Origin of the sequence: Bacillus sp. EKM208B, assembly GCF_011800725.1 — a bacterium.
Lineage (GTDB): Bacteria > Bacillota > Bacilli > Bacillales > Bacillaceae > Bacillus > Bacillus velezensis.
Window position 1 is genome coordinate 212,862 of record NZ_JAANHO010000001.1, and the last position, 25,728, is coordinate 238,589.

21 protein-coding genes and 3 riboswitches are annotated in these 25,728 nt (G+C 47.2%); of the genes, 13 read left to right on the forward strand and 8 right to left on the reverse strand.

Annotated elements, in window-relative coordinates:
- Positions 1-19: 19 nt before the first annotated feature.
- Positions 20-1,300: a citrate transporter CitH gene (gene citH, locus G9F75_RS01060; RefSeq protein ID WP_021494706.1), complete on the reverse strand. Its 1,281-nt coding sequence runs from the start codon at positions 1,298-1,300 to the stop codon at positions 20-22.
- 200 nt (positions 1,301-1,500) lie between these two features.
- Here citH and G9F75_RS01065 point away from each other — a divergent pair, with 200 nt between their 5' ends.
- The 3 genes from G9F75_RS01065 (at position 1,501) to G9F75_RS01075 (ending at position 4,936) form a co-directional block, all read left to right on the forward strand.
- Complete coding sequence (locus tag G9F75_RS01065) at positions 1,501-3,552, forward strand: catalase (protein WP_167408880.1); 2,052 nt, start codon at positions 1,501-1,503, stop codon at positions 3,550-3,552.
- Positions 3,553-3,872: 320 nt separating this feature from the next.
- Positions 3,873-4,121, forward strand: coding sequence for a hypothetical protein (locus tag G9F75_RS01070; protein WP_046341506.1), 249 nt, complete (start codon positions 3,873-3,875; stop codon positions 4,119-4,121).
- Positions 4,122-4,261: 140 nt separating this feature from the next.
- Entirely contained in the window at positions 4,262-4,936 is a 675-nt protein-coding gene (locus G9F75_RS01075) for a DUF3298 and DUF4163 domain-containing protein (protein ID WP_121984278.1), read from the forward strand.
- A 47-nt stretch (positions 4,937-4,983) separates the two neighbouring features.
- On the opposite strand, the gene G9F75_RS01080 is transcribed toward G9F75_RS01075, so the two are convergent.
- Positions 4,984-6,177, reverse strand: a complete 1,194-nt coding sequence (locus tag G9F75_RS01080) for a NupC/NupG family nucleoside CNT transporter (protein ID WP_167408881.1) — start codon at positions 6,175-6,177, stop codon at positions 4,984-4,986.
- Positions 6,178-6,312: 135 nt separating this feature from the next.
- Positions 6,313-6,413, reverse strand: a riboswitch (purine riboswitch).
- Positions 6,414-6,775: 362 nt separating this feature from the next.
- Between G9F75_RS01080 and G9F75_RS01085 the strand changes: the two genes are divergently transcribed.
- The gene (locus G9F75_RS01085) at positions 6,776-7,657 is read left to right on the forward strand and encodes a methyltransferase domain-containing protein (protein ID WP_160216641.1); all 882 of its coding nucleotides are present in this window, start codon (positions 6,776-6,778) and stop codon (positions 7,655-7,657) included.
- A gap of 34 nt (positions 7,658-7,691) precedes the next feature.
- Here G9F75_RS01085 and G9F75_RS01090 read toward each other — a convergent pair whose 3' ends face one another.
- The 4 genes from G9F75_RS01090 to pepT all read right to left on the reverse strand — a co-directional run bounded on the left by G9F75_RS01090 (position 7,692) and on the right by pepT (position 11,632).
- Complete coding sequence (locus tag G9F75_RS01090) at positions 7,692-8,828, reverse strand: 5-methyltetrahydropteroyltriglutamate--homocysteine S-methyltransferase (protein WP_103527220.1); 1,137 nt, start codon at positions 8,826-8,828, stop codon at positions 7,692-7,694.
- Positions 8,829-8,905: 77 nt separating this feature from the next.
- A riboswitch (SAM riboswitch) is annotated at positions 8,906-8,992 on the reverse strand.
- Positions 8,993-9,076: 84 nt separating this feature from the next.
- Positions 9,077-9,553 (reverse strand): LURP-one-related/scramblase family protein, encoded by a 477-nt coding sequence (locus tag G9F75_RS01095; RefSeq protein ID WP_012118790.1) that lies wholly within the window; start codon positions 9,551-9,553, stop codon positions 9,077-9,079.
- A 102-nt stretch (positions 9,554-9,655) separates the two neighbouring features.
- A complete protein-coding gene (locus tag G9F75_RS01100) occupies positions 9,656-9,823 on the reverse strand; it encodes a hypothetical protein (RefSeq protein ID WP_003150808.1) in 168 nt (55 codons plus the stop codon).
- Between the two features lie 576 nt (positions 9,824-10,399).
- On the reverse strand, positions 10,400-11,632 hold the full coding sequence (gene pepT, locus G9F75_RS01105) for a peptidase T (RefSeq protein ID WP_014419238.1): 1,233 nt from the start codon (positions 11,630-11,632) through the stop codon (positions 10,400-10,402).
- Between the two features lie 210 nt (positions 11,633-11,842).
- On the opposite strand from pepT, the gene galE reads away from it, so the two are divergent.
- Positions 11,843-12,859 (forward strand): UDP-glucose 4-epimerase GalE, encoded by a 1,017-nt coding sequence (gene galE, locus G9F75_RS01110; RefSeq protein WP_014419237.1) that lies wholly within the window; start codon positions 11,843-11,845, stop codon positions 12,857-12,859.
- Positions 12,860-12,904: 45 nt separating this feature from the next.
- Here galE and G9F75_RS01115 read toward each other — a convergent pair whose 3' ends face one another.
- The gene (locus G9F75_RS01115) at positions 12,905-13,444 is read right to left on the reverse strand and encodes a DUF4352 domain-containing protein (RefSeq protein WP_119834765.1); all 540 of its coding nucleotides are present in this window, start codon (positions 13,442-13,444) and stop codon (positions 12,905-12,907) included.
- 346 nt (positions 13,445-13,790) lie between these two features.
- Positions 13,791-13,892, forward strand: a riboswitch (guanidine-I (ykkC/yxkD leader).
- A gap of 65 nt (positions 13,893-13,957) precedes the next feature.
- On the opposite strand from G9F75_RS01115, the gene G9F75_RS01120 reads away from it, so the two are divergent.
- The 4 genes from G9F75_RS01120 to G9F75_RS01135 all read left to right on the forward strand — a co-directional run bounded on the left by G9F75_RS01120 (position 13,958) and on the right by G9F75_RS01135 (position 18,006).
- Entirely contained in the window at positions 13,958-14,794 is an 837-nt protein-coding gene (locus G9F75_RS01120; protein WP_003150818.1) for a YitT family protein, read from the forward strand.
- Between the two features lie 158 nt (positions 14,795-14,952).
- Positions 14,953-15,846, forward strand: coding sequence for a PucR family transcriptional regulator (locus G9F75_RS01125; protein WP_167408882.1), 894 nt, complete (start codon positions 14,953-14,955; stop codon positions 15,844-15,846).
- 117 nt (positions 15,847-15,963) lie between these two features.
- Complete coding sequence (locus tag G9F75_RS01130) at positions 15,964-17,064, forward strand: ABC transporter ATP-binding protein (protein ID WP_014419235.1); 1,101 nt, start codon at positions 15,964-15,966, stop codon at positions 17,062-17,064.
- A gap of 99 nt (positions 17,065-17,163) precedes the next feature.
- On the forward strand, positions 17,164-18,006 hold the full coding sequence (locus tag G9F75_RS01135) for a polysaccharide deacetylase family protein (protein ID WP_129093819.1): 843 nt from the start codon (positions 17,164-17,166) through the stop codon (positions 18,004-18,006).
- Positions 18,007-18,041: 35 nt separating this feature from the next.
- Here the strand turns inward: G9F75_RS01135 and cimH are convergent, their stop codons facing one another.
- Positions 18,042-19,385, reverse strand: coding sequence for a citrate/malate transporter CimH (gene cimH / locus G9F75_RS01140; protein WP_104842960.1), 1,344 nt, complete (start codon positions 19,383-19,385; stop codon positions 18,042-18,044).
- A gap of 502 nt (positions 19,386-19,887) precedes the next feature.
- Between cimH and G9F75_RS01145 the strand changes: the two genes are divergently transcribed.
- Genes G9F75_RS01145 through cydC form a run of 4 tightly spaced genes read left to right on the forward strand, consistent with a single transcriptional unit; the run spans position 19,888 to position 25,724 of the window.
- A complete protein-coding gene (locus tag G9F75_RS01145) occupies positions 19,888-21,294 on the forward strand; it encodes a cytochrome ubiquinol oxidase subunit I (protein WP_007614697.1) in 1,407 nt (468 codons plus the stop codon).
- Positions 21,278-22,294: a cytochrome d ubiquinol oxidase subunit II gene (gene cydB, locus G9F75_RS01150; RefSeq protein WP_014722010.1), complete on the forward strand. Its 1,017-nt coding sequence runs from the start codon at positions 21,278-21,280 to the stop codon at positions 22,292-22,294. The genes G9F75_RS01145 and cydB overlap by 17 nt, the downstream gene beginning before the upstream one ends.
- A complete protein-coding gene (gene cydD, locus G9F75_RS01155; RefSeq protein WP_128497001.1) occupies positions 22,294-23,997 on the forward strand; it encodes a thiol reductant ABC exporter subunit CydD in 1,704 nt (567 codons plus the stop codon). The genes cydB and cydD overlap by 1 nt, the downstream gene beginning before the upstream one ends.
- A complete protein-coding gene (cydC, locus tag G9F75_RS01160) occupies positions 23,994-25,724 on the forward strand; it encodes a thiol reductant ABC exporter subunit CydC (protein ID WP_014419231.1) in 1,731 nt (576 codons plus the stop codon). Before cydD ends, cydC begins: the two co-directional genes overlap by 4 nt.
- Positions 25,725-25,728 lie beyond the last annotated feature (4 nt).

Genomic DNA, 25,728 nt, shown 5'->3' on the forward strand with positions numbered 1-25,728 from the left:
AACGGAAATCCTTTTTTAATTAAAACGAAATAATCCCAATCAAAAGCGCCGCAATCGTCATCACAATCGTTGTTCCCACGGCCCATTTAATAGTGAATTTTTGATGGTCGCCAAAGCTGACGCCCGCCATTCCGACCAATAGATAGGTGGATGGCACAAGCGGGCTGAGCAGATGCACCGGCTGGCCCAGCAAGGAGGCTCTTCCGATTTCAGCGGCGTCTATTCCGTAAGCGGAAGCGGCTTCGGCAATGATGGGAAGGACACCGAAGTAAAAGGCGTCATTCGACATGAAAAAGGTGAAAGGCATGCTGGCAATCGCAGTGATCAACGGCAGATGCGGGCCCATGGCATCAGGGATGAGGGAAACGAGAGAATGCGCCATCGCATCCACCATTTTTGTGCCGGAGAGAATGCCTGTGAATATGCCCGCAGCAAACACCATTGAGACAACGTTTAACGCATTACCCGCATGCGCTGAGATCCGTTTCTGCTGCTCTTTGACATTTGGATAGTTGACCATCAAGGCGATGGCGAACGCGATCATAAAAAGAACAGGGATTGGCAGCAGGCTGGTGATCAGCGCGGCCATCAGGGCGACAGTCAGCAGCAGGTTGAACCATTGGAGAGCCGGACGCTTGAGCGGCGTCGCCTCCGGATCAGAAGACGGTGCATGTTCAATCGAAATGATGCCGAGCCGCTTCCGTTCTTTTTTTCCGAGGAGATAAGCAACGGCGATCACCCAGAGAACGCCGGCGATCATAGCGGGAATCAGCGGCGTAAAAACTTCTGACGTGTCCAATTTCAAGGAAGCTAAAACCCTCGCCGTCGGCCCGCCCCACGGAATAATATTCATGACTCCCGAACCGAGCATCGCAATCCCCGCCAGCACCAAACGGTTCATGCCGAGCCGTTTGTAAAGGGGCAGCATTGCCGCAATCGTAATCATGTACGTTGTTGTCCCATCTCCGTCCAGCGAAATGGTCATCGTCAGAACCGCTGTGCCGATGGCGATTTTTAACGGGTCCCCTTTGACAAGCGATAGGATTTTGGCAATGAGGGGATCAAACAAACCTGAGTCAATCATAATGCCGAAATACAGGATGGCGAATAACAGCATGATCCCGGTAGGAGCGAGGTCTGTAACGCCTTGAATCATCATCTCGCCGAGATCTTTGCCAAATCCGCTGATCAGGGCAAACACAACAGGAACGACAATCAAAGCAATAAGAGCGGAAAGCCGGTTAGACATAATAAGATACATAAAGACAATCATCATCACAAAACCGAGTATGGCAAGCACGATATGACCTCCCCTGTTCAACAGCTGTATTAGTAAGCGCTTTCACAACTTATTTCTGTGAAAATGGCTTATTTCAAAATGTGTATGACCGCATATGTAAATACAGACCTAAAATCCTAATGAACGGATCAGCAGTTTATATGAAGAACGCCGCGGGTAAATGTGCTGTAGAATGTTTCGTTTTAAAAGGGGGAACTGACATGAGTGATGATCAAAACAAACGAGTAAATGAACACTCAAAGGACGAACAGCTGGAGCAGTACCGGTCTGATAACAGCGGCAAAAAAATGACGACCAATCAGGGGCTTCGCGTGTCTGAGGATGAGCATTCTTTAAAAGCGGGCGTCCGCGGCCCCACGCTGATGGAGGATTTTCATTTTCGTGAAAAAATGACGCACTTTGACCACGAGCGGATTCCGGAACGGGTCGTTCATGCGCGCGGGTACGGCGTTCATGGGCATTTTCAGGTGTACGAACCGATGACGGAATATACACGGGCGAAATTTTTGCAGGACCCGTCCGTCAAAACGCCTGTTTTCGTCCGTTTCTCAACAGTGGCGGGCTCCAAGGGGTCAGCCGACACCGTCCGTGACGCCAGGGGATTTGCGACGAAGTTTTATACTGAAGAAGGGAACTATGACCTCGTCGGAAACAATATTCCGGTGTTCTTCATTCAGGACGCGATCAAATTCCCGGATCTCGTTCACGCCATAAAACCGGAACCGCACAATGAAATGCCGCAGGCTGCGACGGCTCATGATACGTTCTGGGATTTTGTCGCAAACAATCCTGAATCCGCGCACATGGTCATGTGGACGATGTCTGACCGCGGCATCCCGCGAAGTTATCGGATGATGGAGGGCTTCGGCGTGCATACGTTCCGTTTCGTCAACGAGAAAGGAAAAGCGCGCTTTGTAAAATTCCACTGGAAACCCGTGCTCGGCGTTCATTCCCTCGTATGGGATGAAGCGCAGAAAATTGCCGGGAAAGATCCCGATTTCAACCGCCGCGACCTGTGGGAAACGATTGAAAACGGCGGCAAAGTCGAGTATGAGCTCGGTGTTCAGATGATTGACGAAGAAGACGAGTTCAAATTCGATTTCGATATCCTTGATCCGACGAAGCTGTGGCCGGAGGAGTTGGTTCCCGTCAAGCTGATCGGAAAAATGACCCTTGACCGCAATCAGGACAATGTCTTTGCGGAAACGGAACAGGTCGCCTTTCACCCGGGAAATGTCGTGCCGGGCATTGATTTCACCAATGATCCGCTTCTTCAAGGCCGGCTTTTCTCTTATACAGATACACAGCTCATCCGTCTTGGCGGGCCGAATTTTCACGAGATTCCGATCAACCGGCCGGTCTGCCCGTTCCATAACAACCAATACGACGGCTACCACCGGATGACGATTAATAAGGGTCCCGTCGCCTATCATAAAAATTCCCTGCAGAACAATGATCCGTCGCCGGCCTCAGAAGAAGAAGGCGGATACGTTCATTACCAGGAAAAAGTAGAAGGCAGAAAAATCCGCCAGCGCAGTGAGAGCTTCAATGACTATTTTTCTCAGGCCAAGATGTTCTGGAACAGCATGTCTCCCGCTGAGAAAGAACATATCATCTCCGCGTTCTGTTTTGAAGTCGGAAAAGTGAACAGCAAGGATGTGCAGCAGCAGGTGGTTGATGTCTTCAGTCACGTCGACGCCGGGCTTGCCGAGCGTGTTGCGAAAGGAATCGGCGTGAACCCGCCGCCGAAGGACCGTGAATCTGATGAAACGTTCACTTCCCCTGCCTTAAGCCAGGAAAACACGGTGAAGACGGCAGCGACAAGACAGGTTGCGGTTTTAACCGACCACGGGTTTTCTGATGAGAAAGTCAAACAAGTGCTTGATGCATGCAAACAGGCGGGAGTCAGAGCCGATATCATCAGCCCCGCGCTGGGAACCGTCAAGGGAGAAAACGGCACGGAGCTCGAAGCGTCAGCCACTTTCCTGACAGCGGATTCCGTCCTGTACGACGCTGTTTTCATTCCGGGCGGAAAACAAAGCACATACAGCCTCAAAGCCCAAAAATCGGCCAGAGACTTCGTCAGCGAAGCCTTCAGCCATTACAAAGCGATCGGCGCCTCCGGTGAAGGAAAAGAACTTCTCGCCCTCGCCGCCGGAACCGAAAACGGCCCCGGCCTTGTTCCGGACGGAAACCATGAACAATTTCTGAAGGCCGTGGCTGAGCATCGGCATTGGGACAGAAACATATAAGAATGAAAAAGCGCCTTTTATGAGGGGGGCGCTTTTTTCTTGTGAAAGTGAAATATCTGAACGAAGCATTAATATTTGGAGAAAACGAAAATGGCTTCCGTGCAAATCCGTACCTTCCGCTGTCCGGGACATTCAGACAACAGTTTTAGAGAGTCAGGGCATTGCATTATTTAAAGGGTTCTGACTGCTGGTGAAATGATCTTTGGTTTACTTCCGCTCTTTGTTTGTGTATCTTAGGGGTAGATTTTCTGGAGGAGCGAATAATAGTGAAGCCGTTTACCGAAAAACAACTCGAAGAATATTACCGGCGTGACGAAAACATGATGATTTTGGTGTTTGCCCAATGGTGCGTCAATCATGACCTTGATCCGATGGCCATTTACAGCAAGGCTTACCCCGGACAGCCTTTAAACGAAGAGCTGCGAAAAACGGCTGAAGAACTTGTCGTGCCGAAGGAGGAATCAGAACCGATTCCTGATCAAACCGTTATCGGCGTTTTGGAGATGTTCGGCAACTCCGATTTGGCGGAAGCCGTTTATGAAGCCATTGCGCAAAGACCTTCACGGTAAAAGAGGCGTGGATTTTCCATGTCTCTTTTTTTCATGGAGAAAATGTGAAAGAAGGCCCAGAAACAATTTGCTGATCTGCGCTGTCTATAGAGTGTAATCCGTTTTCAAAAAGGGAACGGTAATGAAAAGGAGGAGTTGTGATGAAAAAGGCATTCAAAATGATGGCGGCTGTGCTCTTAACCGTGCTGACAGCCGCGCCGTTCGGAGGTTTCGCGCCTTCAGCCGAGGCCGCGCAAACCGCAAAGCCCGTTGTCAAAAGCCATACGTATAAGCATGTAAAACAGCTGACATACCCCGAGGTCACAAATACGGGAAACGCATCTTTTGAAAAGAAAATCAATCAGGACTTCAAACGTTATATTGAACAATCGTATCAAGAATATGTGAAAAACAAAAAAGACGGTGAAAAACAAGGCTACAAAGCGGAATACCAGGCAGATTTCAAGGTGAAGTATAATCAAGACGGCAAGCTCAGCATTCAGACGGAAGACTACAGTTACACAGGCGGCGCACACGGGCTGACATCCGTTCAGACCTTTAATTACGACTTGGCCGCAAAAAAACGGGTCACACTCGATAATGTGCTGAATACAAAAACGAAAGCTAACAAGACGAGAGACTATCTTTACGGCTACATCAAGAAACATGACGATCTGTTTGACCAGGACGTCAAAAAACAAGAGATCATCCTGAATAACGAAAGACCTTTCTTCTTTACGAAAAACGGCATTGCCATTGTGTTCGGACAATATGATCTCGGACCGTACGCGGCAGGAATCCGGGACGTTTTCGTACCTGCATCCGTCTATCAATAAAAAAAAGCGATATCACTCCAAAACGGAGCGGTATCGCTTTTTTTCTTTTACCAGACAAACAATCCGACAATCGCCGCGCTCAATAGGGAAACGGCAATTCCGCTGACAAGCAGCTTCCAGACGTTTTTTCCGATGATGGCTGATTTTTCACCATCAAGCAGAGATTGATAAGATCCGTAGATCATACCGATGGTGCTGAAGTTTGCGAATGATGTCAGGAATGTCGTAGCCACGGCAATCGTGTGCGGCGGAAGTGATTTCAGCTGCCCTTTCAGATCGGCCATTGCCACAAATTCATTCGTCGCGAGCTTGATGCCCATCAGCTGTGCGACATACATCGCGTCATGTCCGCCTAATCCGAGAAGGAAGGCAAACGGACTGAAGATGTATGAGAAAATCTTTTGAATGGTCAAACCGTGCACGAACAGTCCGAGTACGCCGTTTAACGCGGCCGTTAACGCCACATAGCCGATTACCATCGCTAAAATGACAATGACCATGTTCATGCCGACAAGCATACTGTTAGAAATCGTGGAGAAGAAGTCTTTTTTCTCCGCTTTTGAAGGAACGTAAATAATATCATCCTCTTTAGAAACGTCCACGGGATTCAGCATATTGGCGATTAAAAGCGCGTTTAAGCAATTCAGCGGGATGGCTGTAAACACATAAGTGGACGGAACCATCGTCAAGTACGATCCGATGATCGAGCCGCTGATGCTGCTCATGCTCATCAGCCCGAATGTCAAAAGCCGATTGTTGCTGACGGCGGCAAGCTGCTGGCGGATGACGGCTAAAGCTTCCGTATTTCCTAAAAACATCATCTGGATGGAGAAAAAGCTCTCCAGCTTCGGCAGACGGGATATTTTAGAAATCAGCCAGCCGATTTTATCAATGAGCCACGGCAGAATACCGAAATACGACAGCATATCAAAGAAGGTCACGACGAAGATAATCGGCAGCAATGCGCTGAAGAAAAAATCAACCGTCGGGTTCGCCATAACAGACGGAAAAGCGAACGCAATCCCTTGACTGGCGCAGGAAATCAGCCATGTAAAGAACGCGCCGATCTTCCCGATGACAAAGCCGCCGATTTTTGTCCCTAACATAAACCAAGTAATCAGAAACTCAAAGACGAGGAGCATGACAATCGGACGCCATTTAATCTTCTTCTTGTTGGGAGAGCATAAGAAAACAACAGCCATGACAACAATGAGACCGACAATGTTCAATAAAAAGTACATGTGAGCAACTCCTATAAGGGTATTATGGAAATAAAAAAAGCTCTTATTCGTCACAAATTCCTGAAAGCCAGAAAGTGTGATAAATAAGAGCCAAAAGAAAAGAATAGACAGCGTCATATGCTTTTCACTCGTTCAAATTTATGCAAACTTTCTTGTAGTCTAGTCTTTTACGGCACTAGGTAGAAACAATCAGACCATATTACTGATCATATACAAGAATAACGATATTACATGAGATAGCAGTATTTTATCGTTTCAATTTTTGAAAATCAACCTTTTTAGATATTTTCAAAATAATAAATTTATATTATAAATAAAGAAAATAAAGGATGTGCATAAGTAATTGGATAATAAAGGAATAAAAAACCCCTGAAAACCGTTCCGATTCATTGTAAAGACGGGATGCAGCTGATAAAATGGATCTGAGGGCACAGCCTTCAAAAGACGGCAGAAAAGGGGGCATTTTCGTGATCATCCAGTTCATTCGTTACAGATAATGAGAGGTATAGATGAATAGGTTAAACCTTCTAATTTGGCGAGGTTTATTTGTCTATGCCTTTTTCATTTCATCGGAATAACGAATGAATGAGGTGTTTTTTTGACGTCTATAAAAAGAAAACGCGCGGAATTACTGCAATCATGCCAGTCCGTGTTCAGGTGTCCGCTATGCCGGTCGGCCATGGCGGTCTCACAATACCGAAGCTTGATTTGCGGACAGGGGCATACATTTGATATATCAAAACAAGGATATGTGAATTTCCTCAATAAATCGGTCAAAACCCGCTATGACAGGCAGCTGTTCGAAGCGAGACGCGAGCTTTTTGACAGCCGGGAATTTTTTGCGCCGGTTCAAAAGGAGATTGCTGCCATCATCACCCATATTCAATCTCCGCAAACATCAGCGGCGATATTGGATGCGGGATGCGGAGAAGGCTCTCATTTAGCCGCCGTGTGCAAATTGCTTCAGCCCGCTTTTTCCGTGACGGGAATCGGGATTGATCTCTCGAAAGAAGGTGTGCTGCATGCCGCAAAGGCCTTCGGGAATCATTTGGTTTTTGCCGTCGCTGATGTGGCGGATGCGCCGTTTGCCGACAGCTGTTTTGATGTCGTGATGTCTGTTTTATCACCTTGGAATTACAAGGAATGCAACAGGCTTTTACGAAAGGGCGGCACAGTCATTAAAGCGGTGCCGCGGCGTGATTATTTGAAGGAAGTAAGGGAATTCTTCTTCGGAGACAGTCCTCGGCGGAATGACACCGCCGATTCTGCGGCCGGACGTTTCAAAGCGGGCTTTCAAACCTTTGAGCGCAAACGGCTGTGTTACACGAAGACCTTATCGCAGCCTGACCTCGAGCGGCTTGTGAAAATGACGCCCTTAACATGGAAATGTACTGATGACAGCATCCGGCGGTTTATCAGCCGGAAAGAGGCTGCTGTTACGATAGATATCGATATTTTAATCGGAACCGGTCCGCTGTAAAACGGAAAAGACACGCTAAACGCGTGTCTTTTTTTTATTTCCAGACTTCACCGGCAATGTTGACGACATGGCGCAGTTTCGCCCATTGCTGTTCTTCTGTGATCAGGTTTCCTTCCTCAGTGGAGGCGAATCCGCATTGCGGGCTGAGGCAAAGCTGATTCAGGCTGACATATTGTGAAGCTTCTTCAATGCGGCGTTTAATCGCGTCCTTGTCTTCGAGCTCGCCATGTTTCGACGTAATCAATCCAAGCACAAGCTGAAGATCAGAGCGTTTGACATAGCGGAGCGGTTCAAAGCCGCCGGAGCGGGAATCATCATATTCCAGGAACAATCCGTCAAGATCAAGCCCGTCAAAAATCGTTTCAGCCGCTGCATCATAGCCGCCTTCAGCCGTCCATGTGGATTGGAAGTTGCCGCGGCAGATATGCATCGTAACCTTCAGATCGTCAGGGCGGTCCTCGATGGCGTCATTAATGGAAGCGGCAAACAGCTTGCGCAGCTCATCCGGCGTTGTTCCGAAAGCTTCAATCTGACGAAGCCCCGCTTCCGATAAGAAAACGGCCCATGCGGTGTCATCGAGCTGAAGGTAGCGGCACCCGGCGTCATAGAAAGCTTGAATCGCTTTTTTATACGCCTTTGACACATCGTGCTGAAATTGTTTGTAATCATTCTGGTAGGACGCTTTTTCCAATTTTCCGCGGAAAAACAGCATATTCGGACTTGGGATGGTCATTTTCGGAACAGCATCGCCGGCAATGCTGTGCAGGAATTTATAATCTTCGAGCATCGGATGCTGAGAAAAATCAATATCTCCCGTTACTTTAATGCCGCGCGCTTTCGTCTGTACGTTGTGAAACTGAATGCCGCTTTCAGGCGTAAATGCTTCGACGCCGTCTAAGTTTTCGAGAAAATCAAAATGCCACCAGGCACGGCGGAATTCGCCGTCAGTCACGACATTGAGGCCGGTTTCTTTCTGCTTTTCCACACTGCGGATGATTTCTCTGTTTTCGATTTCGCGCAGCTGTTCTGCCGAAATCTCACCCGCCGCTCTTTGCAGGCGGGCTTGCTTCACAGCCGCCGGCCGCAGCAGGCTTCCGACCTGATCCGCGCGAAACGGCGGGTTTTTTCTTAGAAGCGTATGCAATGGTTGTTCTGTGTTTTGCTGTGACATGAACGATTCCTTCTTTCCTGATGAAATATAAAAAGCTCTTCCCTCGGATAGGGAAGAGCTTGCGTCCGCAAATCTCAACCTTATCTTCAGGATTTAGCACCATTCTGCTGAACAGCGGTTGCCGGGTATCATAGGGCCAGTCCCTCCACCTCTCTTGATAAGGAAATATGCTATTTTTCAGAATAAACTGTAATACTCTTAATCTTAGTATATTATCTTATATTGTCAATATATTTCGATAAATATTTTTATTTGTCACCCTCAAATAGAATCATATCTATCACGATGGCGATCGCGAGACAAAGAACGATATCCTCTTCCTTTTCAATCTGCAAATGATAGGAATCGCCCCAGCTCATCCATGATTTGGTGACGGTCATCCGGTTTGATTTTCCGTCTGTCACTTGAAAATTCCGGCCCCACACATCGCCGGTAAGATCCCAGCCGAGTCCGGAAATTTCAAATTTCGGTTTGAAAAACGTGACTTTCTTGATGACTTGGCAGACGGGTTTGCCGCTGACGGAAATCTCGTAACGGGGAACGAGCGACATCAGTTTCTGATTGACGCTGGCGAGCGTGCGGCCGTCCAAATCAGTCAGCTTCAGTTCATCACCGAATGAAAACAGCTTTCCTTCAACATTGTAGACTTCTTTCCCGCTTTCAAGAAACACTTGAAAACGATTCTTAAACGTAAACATCCGCTCTTTGATATAAAAATGGTACATAAAAAAACTCCTTTTTTATGTTGTACGAAAAAAGGAGGCGGATGGTTTCATATCGGCCGGGTGCATAAAAAAAGGCTGCCGATTTTGCGGCAGCTGTCGTTTTTATGATAGCGGCATCCGGCGTTTTTGACGGATCGCATTTAAATCAATGATGTTATTCGTGTCGGCAGCTGTCACCAGCGGGCTTGTCTTTGGCGTTTTCCGGCGGTTGTCCTTACTGAAAGAGAAAACAAGATACCCTGTCAAAGCAGCAAAAATAAGTAGCATCATTTTACATACCTCCCAAAAAAAGTTTTGGTATTATTATTGTACGAAAAAACAAACGAAAAGTATTCAAACAATTGTCACTTTTTTAAAAAATAACGTCATTTTCCGTAAAAATGACTAGGGGTTGAAGAAAATTTGCTCTTGTTGTGGTTCTATAGATTGTATCGGCTGATGAATGATGATCGTTTATATAACTTTTTCACTATTTTTTGTAAGAGTCTAATTAACCACTTCGTTGTTTTCGTTTGCCTTGTGTTATTCAGTACCCTAAAAAACCTTATAATATGCAAAATAACTGCTTCTAACAGATGACTGCGTAATGACAGCGCTTTCTTTATTTTTTTAAAGAAAACGAGATGTTATCTTAAAAAAATCGTTTGAACATTTTCCGCAGCTTTTTAAAAGGGTTTGATTTCGTCTCCAGAACACGCGGGTCTTTTAAGGTTTTTTTCAATTCTTTCGCTACAGTCCCTCTTGCCATAGTCTTCACTCCTTCTTTCCATTTCATACCTTATATACGGAAAGAAAGAAGGAAAGGTTTCATGTGAAAGAAAAAAACCAAAGCAGGGGGCTTTGGTTTTAAGCGCGCTCTTCAAAGAGCCTGGCGATTTCAACAATGACGTTTACCGCCTTTTCCATATGATCGACGGAAATGTATTCATATTTTCCGTGGAAGTTTTGGCCGCCCGTAAAAATGTTCGGTGTCGGCAGTCCCATGTAAGAGAGCTGTGATCCGTCGGTTCCGCCCCGGATCGGTTCGATAATCGGTTCGATGTCGAGGTTTTTCATGGCTTGATAGGCGACATCGACTATCTCTTTGACCGGTTCGATTTTTTCTCTCATGTTGTAATATTGATCACGCAGTTCAAGCTTGATGCTTTCCTTGCCGTATTTGGCCGCCAGCGCATCGGCGGTTTTCTGCATATATTCTTTTCGTTCTGCAAAGCGGTCTCTGTCAAAGTCTCTGATGATGTACGACAGGGCGGCTTCAGAAACGTCTCCGTTCATGGAAAGTAAATGATAGAAGCCTTCATACCCTTCCGTATATTCCGGCGCTTCTTCTTTCGGCAGCGCGTGATGAAATTCCATCGCGATTTTTGAAGCGTTGACCATTTTGTTTTTCGCCGTTCCCGGGTGGACGCTTTTTCCGTAACAAGTCAGCTTTGCGGCGGCTGCGTTAAAGCTTTCATATTGCAGTTCGCCGAGGGGGCCTCCGTCTATCGTGTAGGCGAATGCGGCGTTGAAGCGGCCGACATCGAATTTGTGAGGGCCTCTGCCGATTTCTTCATCAGGCGTGAACGCGACCCGGATCGTTCCGTGTTTGATGTCCGGGTGTTTGATCAAGTACGCCATTGCCGTCATGATTTCGGCAATGCCCGCTTTGTTGTCGGCTCCGAGCAGCGTCGTGCCGTCTGTTGTGATCAGCGTCTGGCCTTTATAGCGGGAGAGCTCCGGGAATTGCTCAGGCGACAGAACGACATTGAGTTTGTCATTCAAAACGATATCATGTCCGTCGTAGCTCTCAATAATCTGAGGATTCACATTTTTTCCGGTAAAATCGGTCGCGGTGTCCACGTGAGCCAGAAAACCGACAGTCGGCACGTCTTTATCCGTATTCGCCGGCAGAGTCGCCATGACGTACCCATTGTCATCGACTGTGATTTCTGTCATGCCGATCGACTTTAATTCATCTGCCAGCATGTTGGCCAATGTCAGCTGGCCGGGGGTTGAAGGGCAGTTTTCATTGTTTTCGTCAGACTGTGTATCGACTTTTACGTAAGAGGTAAAGCGTTCAATGATTTCATTTTTCATACCGTCATCTCCTTTGTCTTATCTTACCATGCGCGGGGGAGGGATTTCTATTTCACAACCGGTTTGATTCGAGGGCTCTGTGTTTTACGCGAATGAAAACAAATTATGAAGAAACGATGACTAAACGATTAAACTTTTTGGAAATGGATGTTTGAGAAAGAAAAAACCGATATAATATGGTCAATTCATTCAATAGAGGAGGCTTTCTTCATGGCGATTTTAGTGACAGGCGGAGCGGGTTATATCGGAAGCCACACATGTGTCGAGCTGTTAAACGGCGGCTATGACATCGTGGTTCTGGATAATCTGTCAAATAGTTCACCGGAAGCATTGGAGCGTGTGAAAGACATTACCGGAAAAGGGCTTGTGTTTTATGAAGCGGATCTCCTTGACCGTGATGCCGTTCACCGGGTGTTTGCTGAAAATGAGATTGAAGCCGTCATTCATTTTGCGGGATTAAAAGCGGTCGGTGAGTCTGTGGCTGTTCCGCTCCGTTATTATCATAATAATCTGACGGGGACGTTTATTTTATGTGAAGCCATGCAGGCACACGGTGTGAAAAAAATCGTCTTCAGTTCTTCAGCGACGGTTTACGGCGTTCCGGAAACAACGCCGATCACTGAGGATTTTCCATTAAGCGCGACCAATCCTTACGGGCAGACAAAGCTGATGCTGGAACAGATTTTACGCGATCTGCATAAAGCGGACTCTGAATGGAGCATTGCGCTGCTCCGCTACTTTAATCCGTTCGGCGCGCACCCGAGCGGCCGGATCGGAGAAGACCCGAACGGCATCCCGAATAATTTAATGCCGTACGTCGCCCAAGTCGCTGTCGGCAAGCTTGAGCAATTGCAGGTGTTCGGCAATGATTATCCGACAAAGGACGGCACCGGCGTGCGGGATTACATCCATGTCGTTGATCTTGCCGAGGGCCACGTCAGAGCGCTTGAGAAGGTGCTGAACACAACAGGCGCGGATGCCTATAATCTCGGCACGGGAAGAGGCTACAGCGTTCTTGAGATGGTCAAAGCGTTTGAAAAAGTATCAGGAAAAGAAGTGCCGTACCGTTTTGCCGCCCGGCGCCCGGGAGACATCGCCGCATGCTTCGCAGACCCGGCAAAAGCGAAGGCTGAATTAGGCTGGGAAGCAAAGCGCGGGCTTGAAGAAATGTGCGCCGACTCTTGGAAGTGGCAGTCCTCCAATGTGAACGGGTACCAAAAGGTGTAAAAGAAAGAGACCTTCAAATGGTGAAGGTCTCTTTTATTACGGTCATTATTTAATTTTCACTTCAACATCGTTGCTGAACTTTAATTTCCAAGTGCCTTTAGAGTATGCGTTTTTATCAACTTCAAAAGCTTTTACGTCAGTAACTTTAATGTTCGGGTTCAAGTCACTTAAAATTTTACTGTTGTCTACTTTTGTTTCTGTTGCATAGCTTGAAGAAGCATCAATATCTGAATCATAGGATGTTCCTTTAGAATCTACTAATTTCGCTCTTGGAATGGAGAAAGAGCTTAACGGCTTGTTTGAAACATTTTTAACTGTGTATTGAACAGCTACGATAACGCCGCCGTCAGACGCTTTTTTCTCGACAAATTGAGAGCCTACTGAATCTCTTTTTTCCACTTTGGTAACAGTAACTTCAGTTTTCTCAGTCTTAACAGTGTCACCGATGTTATACAGTTTTTCCTTGGATTCCGCAGCTTTTGAAGACGCGGTTTTAGATGATGAAGATCCGCCTCCGCCGCCGATGTTTACGAGAATGATAATAACCACTACCGCCAGAAGCAATGTGATAATTTTATGTCTCATAAAAAAGTTTCTCTGATCTTTACCGCAGTTTGGGCATTTTTTAACGCCTTTAGCGATTTCTTTGCCGCATGCCTTACAAGACACCAGGTTGCCTGCCATAATATTTCCTCCTATGTAAACTATTTCTTAAAAACTACATACTATAATGCCTGTAAAATAACCTATAGTCAATAATATTTTGAGAAAAAAAGTATTTTAATGGTTTTTTAGTCATGTATTTTAAAGGCCTTTTTTAGTATCGGCAGATCGTTCGAATTTTTTATAGGTTTATTGAAAAAAGAGTGGTTGAACATGTTCGTGATTTCCCGTATAATCTTGAAAGATATACAAAAACTGAACATAAAAAACAGTGGTTTTCTAGGGTTCCGCAATGCTGAATTGGTCTGGACCGAGAGAAAACACACAGCAGGTTCCTGCTGTGACACGTTGGGATAAAAGCCCGGGAGTTTCTGCTCTTTTGATGAAGAGTGCTCTCCCGGGCTTTTTTGATTTTATAAAAAAGGAGTGTCTGGGATGAAAAAGAGATTGCTGGATGTGCTGATGCTGATTATTGGAGCTTTTATCTTTGCTTTGGCTGTTAATTTATTCGCCATTCCGAATGATCTTGGAGAGGGCGGGGTAACGGGAATCACCCTGATCTTGTACTATGTGTTTGAATGGTCGCCCGGGGTGACGAATATCATTTTGAACGGGATCTTATTGATTATCGGATATAAATTTTTAGACGGAAAAACAACGCTTTATACGATCATTACCGTTGTCGCCAACTCACTGTTTCTGCATCTGACGCATGATTGGCACTCGCCTTCACATGAACTCATTATTAATACTATTTTTGCGGGTGTGTTTGCCGGTGTCGGAATCGGGATCATTATTCGAGTCGGAGGCACGACTGCGGGTTCTGCCATTTTGGCGAGGATTGCGAACAAATATCTCGATTGGAATATCAGTTATGCGCTTTTGTTCTTTGATCTGATTGTCGTCTTCAGTTCTTATTTCATCATCGGTGCGGAAAAAATGATGTTTACCATTGTCATGCTGTACATCGGAACGAAGGTGATGGACTTTATCATTGAAGGCCTGAATACGAAAAAAGCGGTGACGATTATATCTGAGCATAAGCACGAAATCGCTGAACAGGTCAACACGCTTATGGACAGAGGGGTTACGCTGCTGTCGGGTAAAGGAAATTACACGGGGCAGTCGAAGGAGATTTTATATATCGTCATCCAGAAACAAGAGCTTTCCATGCTCAAAAAAATTATTAAAAGCTGTGATACAAAAGCGTTTGTCATTGTTCATGATGTGCGTGACGTCTTTGGCGAAGGCTTCGTCGATATCTCTAAATAAAAAGAATCCCTCTGCCGGCGCGGAGGGTTTTTTTCTTATGCCGGCAGATGATCCGTTTCCCGGGAAATAGCCTGAAAGCTGTTTCTTAAAACGAAGTGGATACAATCGGCCGGACGTTTTATACTGAAAATATGATAGAGAGATAGAGAGGAGCGCATATGAACCCGTTATTGGCAATTTACCCAAGGGCTGTGTTGTCTGATACGTGCTGTACGGCGGAGGATGTCTTTTGCTTTTATGATGAAAAAAGGCGGGGCTATGTCGCCATTCCGAAGGAGGATATCACCCCGAAGGAGAAACTGCTTCTGGAATCATTTTTGGCGCCCGCTGAAGAAAAAGGCGATTTTTTTCCGGAGACGGCGGCAGCAAAGAGGTGGCGGCGTTTTCTGCTGGAAGAAGGCCCGGTGCCTGATGTCAAGGAGCCGCGTGTCCGTTTTATCCATTATGACTTATTGGGAGAACGGGACTGGGGGGCATTTACGGAAGCGCTGCGCCATTTCTGGCCGGTTTCATATATAGTTGTCCGGACGGGAAGGGATCAAGGCGTGATTGTGGAGGAAGAAAAGCTGGAAGCGCCCGATTCGGATGACATCGCATCTTTTGTGAAGATTCTCGAAGGCGATTTTTATTTCAGTGTCCGTTTTTTCATCGGAAGGTATTATGGCGCGGGAGAACGTCTGCGTCTTCATTATCGGAGAGAACAGCAATATTGTCAGATTGGCCGGCGTTATCTCCCGCAGCTGAGCACGCTGACCGCGGAAACGGTATTTCCGGCCATGCTCACGGAAGAAAGCAGAGAAAAGCTCTCAGCCTTGCTTCACGAAGAAGCGGCGCTGCTGTTTCAGAAAGAACCGGAGCTGAAGCATACGATTCAGACTTTTATTGAACATAACTCGAACATGTCGCTCACATCGAAAAAACTGCATTTGCACCGCAACAGTCTTCAATATCGGATTGATAAATTTGCGGAACGCTCGGGTATTGATATTAAGACATATCAGGGCGCCCTGCTGGCTTATTTCATTTGTCTGCAGTATGAAAAATCACATTAAATGGGAAATGTGCACGAAGGCAGCGGACTTTTTTTATGAACATTGCCTATATCCGCCGCCGTCTGACGCTGTTACAATCCTATTTAAGAAAGCGTTTACAAAAAAGGGGGAGATGACATGGCGGAACTTCGGCTGGAGCATATTTATAAGTATTACGATCAAAAAGAAGCGGCTGTCGATGATTTTAACCTTCATATTAAAGATAAAGAATTTATCGTGTTTGTCGGTCCGTCGGGGTGCGGAAAGTCAACAACATTGAGGATGGTTGCCGGGCTGGAAGACATTACAAAGGGCGATTTCTATATCGGTGACACGAGAGTGAATGACATCGCTCCTAAAGACAGGGATATCGCCATGGTGTTTCAAAACTATGCGTTATATCCGCACATGACGGTCTATGATAATATCGCTTTCGGTCTGAAGCTGAGGAAGATGCCGAAACCGGAGATTAAAAAACGGGTCGAAGAAGCGGCAAAAATGCTGGGGCTCACAGAGTATCTGCACCGCAAACCGAAGGCGCTCTCCGGCGGGCAGCGGCAGCGGGTTGCATTAGGCCGGGCGATTGTCAGGGACGCCAAAGTGTTTTTAATGGATGAGCCGCTGTCAAATCTGGACGCAAAGCTTCGGGTGCAGATGCGGGCAGAAATTATTAAGCTGCATCAAAGGCTGCAAACAACTACAATCTATGTGACGCACGATCAAACAGAAGCACTGACGATGGCGACACGCATCGTAGTCATGAAGGACGGAAAAATTCAGCAGATCGGCACCCCGAAAGACGTGTATGAACATCCCGAAAACGTATTTGTCGGCGGGTTTATCGGCTCCCCGGCGATGAACTTTTTCAAAGGAAAGCTGACGGACGGCGCCATTCAGATCGGTTCAGCCGCTCTCGGCGTGCCGGAAGGGAAAATGAAAATGCTCCGCGAAAAAGGGTATGCCGGCAAAGATGTTATCTTCGGCATCCGCCCGGAAGACATACATGACGAGCTGATTGTGGTAGAATCCTATAAGAATTCATCCATCACAGCTAAAATCAATGTCGCGGAATTGCTCGGGTCAGAAATTATGGTCTATTCCCGGATCGGGGATCAGGATTTTATCGCCCGGATTGACGCCCGCCATGACATTCATGCCGGTGAGGAATTGACCGTCGCTTTCGACATGAATAAGGCTCACTTTTTTGACAGTGAAACAGAAATCAGAATCCGCTCATAACGCAAAGCCGGACAGCTGGATGTCCGGCTTTTTTGATGTAACAATTTATGACGCATAACCGATATAAAAAGTAAATAGAAGACAGAAAGCAGGAAAACGATGAAACGCATAATCATGTGCATGTGCCTTTTGGCTGCCGTGTTTACGCTGGCCGCCTGCTCGGGCCATGAGGCAAGCGCCGAACAAAGCATTCCGAAGGCAGAAGCGCACCACGATAAAAAATCTGTAAAGCGCCAAATCAAAAAGGAGCCGGATACGTCCGCCTGGGTTAAAACGAAAGGAACGGCAAGACTGCCGATTCTGATGTACCACAGCATTTCTGAGGGAAACAGCCTGCGTGTGCCGAAGGAAGAATTCCGGCAGCATATGAAGTGGCTTCATGATCACGGCTATTATACGATGACTCCTGAAGAGGCCTATCTGATGCTGACGGAGGATAAGGAGCCGCGTGAAAAATGTGTTCTGATCACATTTGATGACGGCTATACCGACAATGTGAAAGCGGCCTATCCCATTTTAAAGAAATACGAGATGAAAGCGACAATCTTTATGATCGGAAACTTTATCGGGCATAAGAATCATCTGACGGAGAAGCAGATGAAGGAGATGGCCGCCCACGGCATTTCCATTCAGAGCCATACGATGAACCATCTTGAATTGAACGGGCTCACACCGCAGCAGCAGCGACGTGAAATGAAGGACTCTAAGCGTTTATTTGATCAAATGTTCGGACAGCGGACGTCTATGATCAGCTACCCTGTCGGACGATATAATAAGGAAACATTAAAAGCCGCCGCCGCGACAGGCTACCGTATGGCGGTCACGACGGAGCCGGGAGCGGCGTCAAGAGATCAGGGGCTTTACGGGCTTCACCGCGTCCGTGTGTCGCCGGGCATGTCCGGCGCGGCATTCGGCTCTTATATTCAAAATGTGATGAAATAACAGAGCCTCCGCATCATGCGGAGGCTTTTTTCAGTTTAATAGAATTGATGAAGCAGCAGAAGGGTGACACTCACGGTAATCGCTCCGCCGATTCTGGTCGACACTTGGGCGAACGGCATAAGCTCAAGCCGTTCAGCGGCGCTCAAGATCGCGACATCGCCGGTGCCGCCCTGGCCGGAATGGCAGGCATTAATAATCGCCGTCTCAATCGGGTACAGATTCAGCCATTTTCCGGTCAGAAAACCGACGGCCATCATCGTGACGACGATTGATAAAATGGTAATGATGTTGCTGATCGTAAACGCCGCAATCAGCTTGTCCCACGGTGTCATTGAAACGCCGATCGCAAATAAGAGCGGATAGGTCACGGCTGTCGAGAAAAAGCGCGAGACGCCGAAGGCTCCGTTTTCAATCGAAGCCGGCGCCAGCCTGAACAGCTTAATGAGAACGGCAAGGACGAGCATCACGACAGGAGCCGGAAGCTGAAAGAAATCATGCGCCAGCATGCCGACCAAATAGAGGGAAACCGCTAAAATACCGCCCGAAGCGAAAAAGGACAAATCAAATGTTTTATCATTGGCCGGCTGTTCCAATGCGGGAGCGGAATGATCAGACTTATCAACCTTCCCGTTGCCCGTCCATTCCGGTTTGCGTTTCCCGAGGACATTCAGCAAACCCGATAACATAATGGCGCATAGGCTGCCGAGCATGATGGACGGCAGCACAAGCGCAAAGGCGTCTCCCTGGGACATCGGCATAATATCGGAGTAGCCGATGGATAAAGGAATCGCGCCTTCACCGACACCCCCCGCCATAATCGGAACGACAATATAAAGCAGCGTGTGCTGAAAGCCGAGCCCGAGCAGCGTCCCGACGCATAAGCCGACGATTGCGGCCGCGATCGAGCCGGCGATCAGCGGAATAAAAATCTTGACGAAAGCTTTGACGAGCGTCTCTCTTTTCATCCCGAGAATACTGCCGACGACGATACCGGCAATAAATAGATAGAGAAAGTTGGAGCTTTCTGTGAATTCTGTTGTTGAAGTAATAATGTCTTTCGGAAGCAGGTGGTAGTAGACGACAGCGGATGGAATAAAGGTTGCGAGAATCGCAGGGCCGCCGATGGACCGCACGATCGGAATGGATTTTCCGATCTGGCCGAAGGTAAATCCGAAAAAACTCATGACGGCAATTGATGTCAGAATGTCGCTTTTTACATCACGGCTCATGACAAACACCGTAATAAGCAAGAAAAGCAGGATATAGATAGGAAGAGGAATAATGCCGATTCTTATATTCATTGCTCTGGCAAACCAGTTATCAGTCCGTTCCTGTTTTTGGATTGAATCCGTTTGCAATTTTGGTTGAAGTTCTCCCATGCTTGTTCCCCCAGTCGTTATGTAGTGAAAAAATATCCCCATTTAAAGTATACTAAAAAATTTAAATTGTTCATATATTATGAATTTACTAGAGGACATGCTTTCTTCACATTTTCTTTCTCAAAATGGCGATTTGGCGGGCTTTTTCGCCGAGAAAAGCATTTTGTTCGCCACACGAATAAAAAAGAGGTACGATATCAAAGGGACAAATATCCTAGGCGCTGACATAAAATCTCTACAAATCCGACAATAATCGGTCACAATTTCAGCCTTATTTTAGGTATATTGATCTTTTTTTTTAGGCTGAATCGTTGTAAAGTAATGATATTGAATCATTTCTATGACAGCCGCTGTCCCCCAGGGTGTACAGGCTGATATTTCAATAGTTTTGACGAATTTGTGAAACATTGAGCAAATATATCATTTTTTGTGAAATACCGAGCAATGATCTCGTTATGTTTGTGAAATGTTGAGCAATTTACCAGATTGGAGGAAAAACATCATGAGTGAGTTGGTATTAGCCCGCATTCAATTTGCATCTACAACATTGTTTCACTTCTTGTTTGTGCCTTTGTCTATCGGGCTTGTGTTTATGGTTGCTTTGATGGAGACGCTTTATGTTGTCAAAAAACAAGAGACCTATCTCAAAATGGCTAAATTTTGGGGGCATCTCTTTTTAATTAACTTTGCTGTCGGCGTCGTCACAGGGATTCTTCAGGAATTCCAGTTCGGTCTGAACTGGTCTGATTATTCCCGTTTTGTCGGAGACGTATTTGGAGCTCCGCTTGCGGTTGAAGCGCTTTTGGCGTTTTTTATGGAGTCTATTTTTATCGGATTATGGATTTTCGGCTGGGACCGTTTATCTAAAAAAGTGCATTTGCTTTGCATTTGGCTTGTGTCCTTCGGAACGATTATGTCATCTTTCTGGATTTTGACGGCAAACTCATTCATGCAGGAGCCGGTCGGCTTTGCGATTAAAAACGGCCGCGCGGAAATGAATGATTTCGGGGCGCTTTTGACAAATCCTCAGCTTTGGGTTGAATTCCCTCACGTCATTTTCGGGGCGCTTGCGACGGGTGCTTTCTTTATCGCCGGTGTCAGCGCATTTAAATTATTGAAGAAAAAAGAAGTGCCTTTCTTCCATAAATCTTTCAAGCTTTCGATGATTGTCGGTCTGATCGCCGGTATCGGCGTTGCGTTCAGCGGACATATGCAGGCTGAGCATTTAATGGAATCGCAGCCGATGAAAATGGCCGCCAGTGAAGCGCTATGGGATGACAGCGGTGATCCTGCCGCGTGGACGGCTTTTGCGAATATTGATACGAATAAAGAAAAAAACACATCAGAAATTTCAATTCCTTACGCACTCAGCTACTTGGCTTACCAGAAGTTCAGCGGCAGTGTGAAAGGGATGAAAACACTTCAAAAAGAATACGAAAAAACGTACGGAAAAGGCGACTATATCCCGCCTGTTAAAACGACGTTCTGGAGTTTCCGCATTATGGCGGGAGCGGGCGCGCTTATGATTTTTGCCGCGATTGCCGGCTTTATTCTGAACCGCCGCAAAAAGCTTCATACGAGCAAGTGGTATTTACGGGGCATGATCGCACTGATCGCATTCCCATTCATTGCGAACTCTGCCGGTTGGATTATGACTGAAATCGGCCGCCAGCCGTGGACGGTCATGGGACAATTGACGACCGCACAATCCGTTTCTCCTAACGTAACGACGGGATCTCTGCTGTTTTCAATTATCAGCTTCGGCGTCATGTACTTGATTTTAGGCGCTCTGCTTGTTTTCCTATTCGTTCGTGAAATTAAAAAAGGTGCGGACCATGATGATCATAAGGATGTTCCTGTATCAACGGATCCGTTCAGTCAGGAGGTCTACCATGGGGTCACTTCATGATCTTTGGTTTATACTCGTTTCAGTTTTGTTTGTCGGATTTTTCTTTTTAGAGGGTTTTGATTTCGGTGTCGGCATTTCGACCCGATTTCTTGGCCATAATGAATTAGAACGCAGAGTGCTGGTTAACACCATCGGCCCGTTCTGGGATGCGAATGAGGTGTGGCTTATCACAGGTACGGGAGCGATCTTCGCGGCATTCCCGAACTGGTATGCGACGATGCTGAGCGGATATTACATTCCGTTTATCATCATTCTTCTTGCCTTGATGGGGCGCGGCGTGGCATTTGAATTCCGCGGCCAAGTGAATAATCTGAAATGGGTCAAAACATGGGACTGGGTGATTTTCTTCGGCAGCCTTATCCCGCCATTTGTATTCGGACTTATTTTCACAAGCTTGTTCCGCGGTGTGCCGATTGACGGACATATGAACATTCACGCAGGTTTTTCAGATATTGTGAACGTGTATTCCGTTCTTGGCGGAGCAGCCGTCACCCTTCTTTCATTCCTGCACGGTTTAATGTTTATCACCCTGCGCACGATCGGTGATTTACAAGAGCGTGCGAGAAAAATGGCAAAACGCGTAATCGGTGTTATCTTTCTTGTTGTACTTGCTTTCTTTGCGATGTCTGCATACGATACGGATATGTTTACACGCCGGGCAAACATCACGATTCCGGTATTCGTGCTGATTGTCATCTGCAACGTTCTTGCCGTTGTGTTCATGAGCAAGAAAAAAGACGGCTGGGCATTCGGTATGACCGGCGCGGGTCTTGCTTTGACAGTTGCGATGATTTTTATCTCTCTGTTCCCGCGCGTCATGGTCAGCTCGCTGAAAAGCGCGTATGACTTAACAGTAGCTAACGCGTCTTCCGGTGATTATTCACTTAAGGTCATGACAATTGTCGCACTGACTCTGCTGCCGTTTGTTATCGGCAGTCAGATCTGGAGCTATTATGTCTTCCGGAAACGCGTCAGCCATAAGGAGCCTATGACTTATTAATGGGAAAAGACCTGTTTCTTTATAAAGGAATGAAGCGGATTCTTGCGATCATTACGGGATTAACGATTATACAAACGGCCGCCATCATCTTGCAGGCGGAATGGCTGAGCCAGGCGGTAACCGGATTATTTAACGGGAAGCGGATTGCTTCTCTTTATCCGGTTATCGGCTTTTTCCTGCTTGCGTTTTTGGTCCGGCATGCGGTGACAACGGTCCGGCAGAAAATCGTGTACCAATATGCCGCGCAAACCGGCGCAGACTTAAGAAAAAGATTTCTTGAGCAATTGTTCCGTCTCGGCCCCCGCTTTGCGAAAAAAGAGGGGACGGGCCGGATGGTGACGCTGGCGATGGAAGGCATCAGCCAGTTCCGCCGTTATTTAGAGCTGTTTCTGCCGAAAATGGTCAGCATGGCGATTGTACCGGCGGCCGTTGTTATTTACGTGTTTTTTCAGGATAAAACATCGGCATTGATTCTGATTCTTGCGCTTCCGGTTTTGATTGTATTTATGATTCTGCTCGGACTTGTCGCACAGAAAAAAGCCGATCGCCAATGGAAGTCCTATCAGACGCTTTCCAATCATTTCGTGGATTCGCTTCGCGGACTGGAGACATTGCGGTTTTTAGGATTAAGCAAATCACACAGTAAAAACATCTTTCATGTCAGTGAGAGATACCGTAAGGCGACGATGAGCACGCTCCGGGTCGCGTTTTTATCATCATTCGCCCTGGATTTCTTTACGATGCTGTCGGTGGCGACAGTGGCGGTGTTTCTCGGCTTGCGGCTGATAGACGGACAAATTCTGCTCGGGCCGGCACTGACCGCGCTCATTCTCGCGCCTGAATATTTTCTCCCGGTCCGCGAAGTGGGAAATGATTACCACGCGACGTTAAACGGGCAGGAGGCGGGGAAAACCATTCAAACGATTTTGGCGCAGCCCGGTTTTAAAGAAGAAAAGCCGCTCGAACTTGATACGTGGACTGACGGGGATGAATTACAGCTTACGCGTTTGTCCGTCCGAGAATCGATGTCTGAATTTCATCTGTCCTTTAAAGGGAAGAAGAAAATCGGAATTATCGGGGAAAGCGGTTCGGGAAAATCGACACTCATTGATGTGCTGGGCGGCTTTTTAGAGCCTGCGTCCGGTGAGATCAAGGTAAACGGTGAATCCCGCTCGCATCTGCAGTCGGACGGCTGGCAGAAGCAGCTGCTTTATATTCCGCAGCATCCGTACATTTTTGATGACACGCTTTTGAATAATATCCGGTTTTATCATCCTGATGCTTCCCGTGAGGAAACGGCGCGCGCCGCTGATTCAGCGGGTCTTTCCGGACTGATCCGTGATCTGCCCGGCGGCCTTGACGGCCGGATCGGCGAGGGCGGACGGGCGCTTAGCGGAGGGCAGGCTCAGCGTGTCGCGCTGGCCAGAGCCTTTTTAGGAAACCGGCCGATTCTCCTTTTGGATGAGCCGACCGCTCACCTTGATATTGAAACAGAATATGAAATAAAAGAAACGATGAAAGACCTGTTTGAAAACAAACTTGTTTTTCTGGCCACTCACCGTCTTCACTGGATGCTTGAGATGGACGAAATTATCGTGCTTGATGACGGCGCGGTGGCGGAAATCGGCACCCACGACGAATTGATGGCGAAACAAGGCGTATACGCCAAACTTGTAAAGGTGCAACTGGGGGAAAGAACATGAGAAAAGAAGAATGGATTCTGCCGTATATGAAGCAAAATGCCCGTTTGTTTGTTCTTGTGATTTTTTTAGGCGCGGTGACGATTTTTTCGGCGGCCTTTCTCATGTTCACTTCCGGTTTTTTGATCTCTAAGTCGGCGACAAGGCCTGAGAATATCCTGCTGGTGTACGTTCCGATTGTGGCCGTGCGCACCTTCGGGATTGCCCGTTCAGTCTCACGGTACGCCGAGCGTCTGACGGGGCACCATATCATTTTGAAAATCGTGTCCGACATGAGGGTGCGGCTTTACAATATGCTGGAGCCGGCCTCGCTCATGCTTTCATCCCGTTTTCGGACGGGCGACATGCTCGGCATTTTGGCTGAGGATATTGAGCATTTGCAGGATGCGTTTTTAAAAACGATTTTCCCGGCGGTTTCCGCTTTGCTGCTGTATGCGGCCTCCGTTATCGGACTCGGCTTTTTTTCCTGGCCGTTTGCCGCTTTTGCGGCGATTTACCTGTTTATATTGGTTGTATTGTTTCCGGTTGTGTCGCTTCTTGTGACGAGAGCGAAAAACATGAGGCTGAAAAGCGGCCGGAATATGCTCTACAGCCGGCTGACAGATGCCGTGCTCGGCGTGAGCGACTGGATGTTTTCGGGACGCCAGGCGGCCTTTATTTCCTCTTATGAAGAGAAAGAGAAGGCATGGTTTGACCTTGAAAGCAAACGTCAGCGGTTTACAAGATGGCGTGATCTCGCCGCGCAATGTCTTGTCGGCGGCTTCATATTGATCATGCTGTTCTGGACGGCGGGTCAGTATGCGGACGGCAGCATCGCCAACACGATGATCGCGGCCTTTGTGCTTGTCGTATTTCCATTGACGGAGGCGTTTCTGCCCCTTTCGGATGCGCTGACGGAAGTGCCTTCTTATCAGGATTCCATCAAAAGAATGAGTAAGGCGGCTCCGGAGCTGCGAAGTCGTGAGGTGAAGCAGACGGATGAGAAACTGGATGTATCTGATGTGACACTTACATTTGATAACGTGACGTTTTCTTATGATCAGCACAGTCATGTGCTTGACCGTTTTTCCTTCACTCTCCGCCAAGGTGAAAAAATGGCGTTGCTCGGCAGGAGCGGTTCCGGTAAGTCGACCTCTCTCGCTTTAATTGAAGGCGCCTTAGTTCCCGATTCGGGCAAAGTGATGCTGAACGGGCTGGAAACTGCGGCCGTGCAGGAGCAGATTTCCTCAGCGGTGGCCGTTTTGAATCAGAAACCTCATCTCTTTAACACGAGCATTATGAACAATATCCGGCTCGGAAACGGCAAGGCGAGTGATGAAGATGTTAAGCGTGCGGCGCGGCAAGTGAAGCTGCATGATTATATTGAATCACTGCCTGACGGATATGAAACGTCCGTGCAGGAGACGGGGATTCGTTTCTCAGGCGGGGAACGGCAGCGGATCGCGCTTGCCCGTATTCTGCTCCAAGACACGCCGGTCATTATCCTTGATGAACCGACGGTCGGCCTTGATGCGGTCACTGAACGCGAATTGCTTGATACGATTTTTGATGTCTTTAAAGAGAAAACGATCCTCTGGATTACACACCATTTAGCGGGTGTGGAAACAGCTGATAAAATCGTCTTTTTAGAAAATGGAAAAGCAGAAATGGAAGGAACCCATCAAGAGCTGCTTGCAGAAAACGAACGGTACCGGAAGCTTTACCGTCTTGATGTTCCGATCAGAACATAAACAG

What these genes read in the sequence shown, in the direction of transcription:
- G9F75_RS01065 (WP_167408880.1), top strand. Translation starts at nt 1,501, where the DNA reads ATGAGTGATGATCAAAACAAACGAGTAAATGAACACTCAAAGGACGAA.
- G9F75_RS01070 (WP_046341506.1), top strand. Translation starts at nt 3,873, where the DNA reads ATGATGATTTTGGTGTTTGCCCAATGGTGCGTCAATCATGACCTTGAT.
- G9F75_RS01075 (WP_121984278.1), top strand. Translation starts at nt 4,262, where the DNA reads ATGAAAAAGGCATTCAAAATGATGGCGGCTGTGCTCTTAACCGTGCTG.
- G9F75_RS01080 (WP_167408881.1), bottom strand. Translation starts at nt 6,177, where the DNA reads ATGTACTTTTTATTGAACATTGTCGGTCTCATTGTTGTCATGGCTGTT.
- G9F75_RS01090 (WP_103527220.1), bottom strand. Translation starts at nt 8,828, where the DNA reads ATGTCACAGCAAAACACAGAACAACCATTGCATACGCTTCTAAGAAAA.
- G9F75_RS01095 (WP_012118790.1), bottom strand. Translation starts at nt 9,553, where the DNA reads ATGTACCATTTTTATATCAAAGAGCGGATGTTTACGTTTAAGAATCGT.
- G9F75_RS01100 (WP_003150808.1), bottom strand. Translation starts at nt 9,823, where the DNA reads ATGATGCTACTTATTTTTGCTGCTTTGACAGGGTATCTTGTTTTCTCT.
- pepT (WP_014419238.1), bottom strand. Translation starts at nt 11,632, where the DNA reads ATGAAAAATGAAATCATTGAACGCTTTACCTCTTACGTAAAAGTCGAT.
- galE (WP_014419237.1), top strand. Translation starts at nt 11,843, where the DNA reads ATGGCGATTTTAGTGACAGGCGGAGCGGGTTATATCGGAAGCCACACA.
- G9F75_RS01115 (WP_119834765.1), bottom strand. Translation starts at nt 13,444, where the DNA reads ATGAGACATAAAATTATCACATTGCTTCTGGCGGTAGTGGTTATTATC.
- G9F75_RS01120 (WP_003150818.1), top strand. Translation starts at nt 13,958, where the DNA reads ATGAAAAAGAGATTGCTGGATGTGCTGATGCTGATTATTGGAGCTTTT.
- G9F75_RS01125 (WP_167408882.1), top strand. Translation starts at nt 14,953, where the DNA reads ATGAACCCGTTATTGGCAATTTACCCAAGGGCTGTGTTGTCTGATACG.
- G9F75_RS01130 (WP_014419235.1), top strand. Translation starts at nt 15,964, where the DNA reads ATGGCGGAACTTCGGCTGGAGCATATTTATAAGTATTACGATCAAAAA.
- G9F75_RS01135 (WP_129093819.1), top strand. Translation starts at nt 17,164, where the DNA reads ATGAAACGCATAATCATGTGCATGTGCCTTTTGGCTGCCGTGTTTACG.
- cimH (WP_104842960.1), bottom strand. Translation starts at nt 19,385, where the DNA reads ATGGGAGAACTTCAACCAAAATTGCAAACGGATTCAATCCAAAAACAG.
- G9F75_RS01145 (WP_007614697.1), top strand. Translation starts at nt 19,888, where the DNA reads ATGAGTGAGTTGGTATTAGCCCGCATTCAATTTGCATCTACAACATTG.
- cydB (WP_014722010.1), top strand. Translation starts at nt 21,278, where the DNA reads ATGGGGTCACTTCATGATCTTTGGTTTATACTCGTTTCAGTTTTGTTT.
- cydD (WP_128497001.1), top strand. Translation starts at nt 22,294, where the DNA reads ATGGGAAAAGACCTGTTTCTTTATAAAGGAATGAAGCGGATTCTTGCG.
- cydC (WP_014419231.1), top strand. Translation starts at nt 23,994, where the DNA reads ATGAGAAAAGAAGAATGGATTCTGCCGTATATGAAGCAAAATGCCCGT.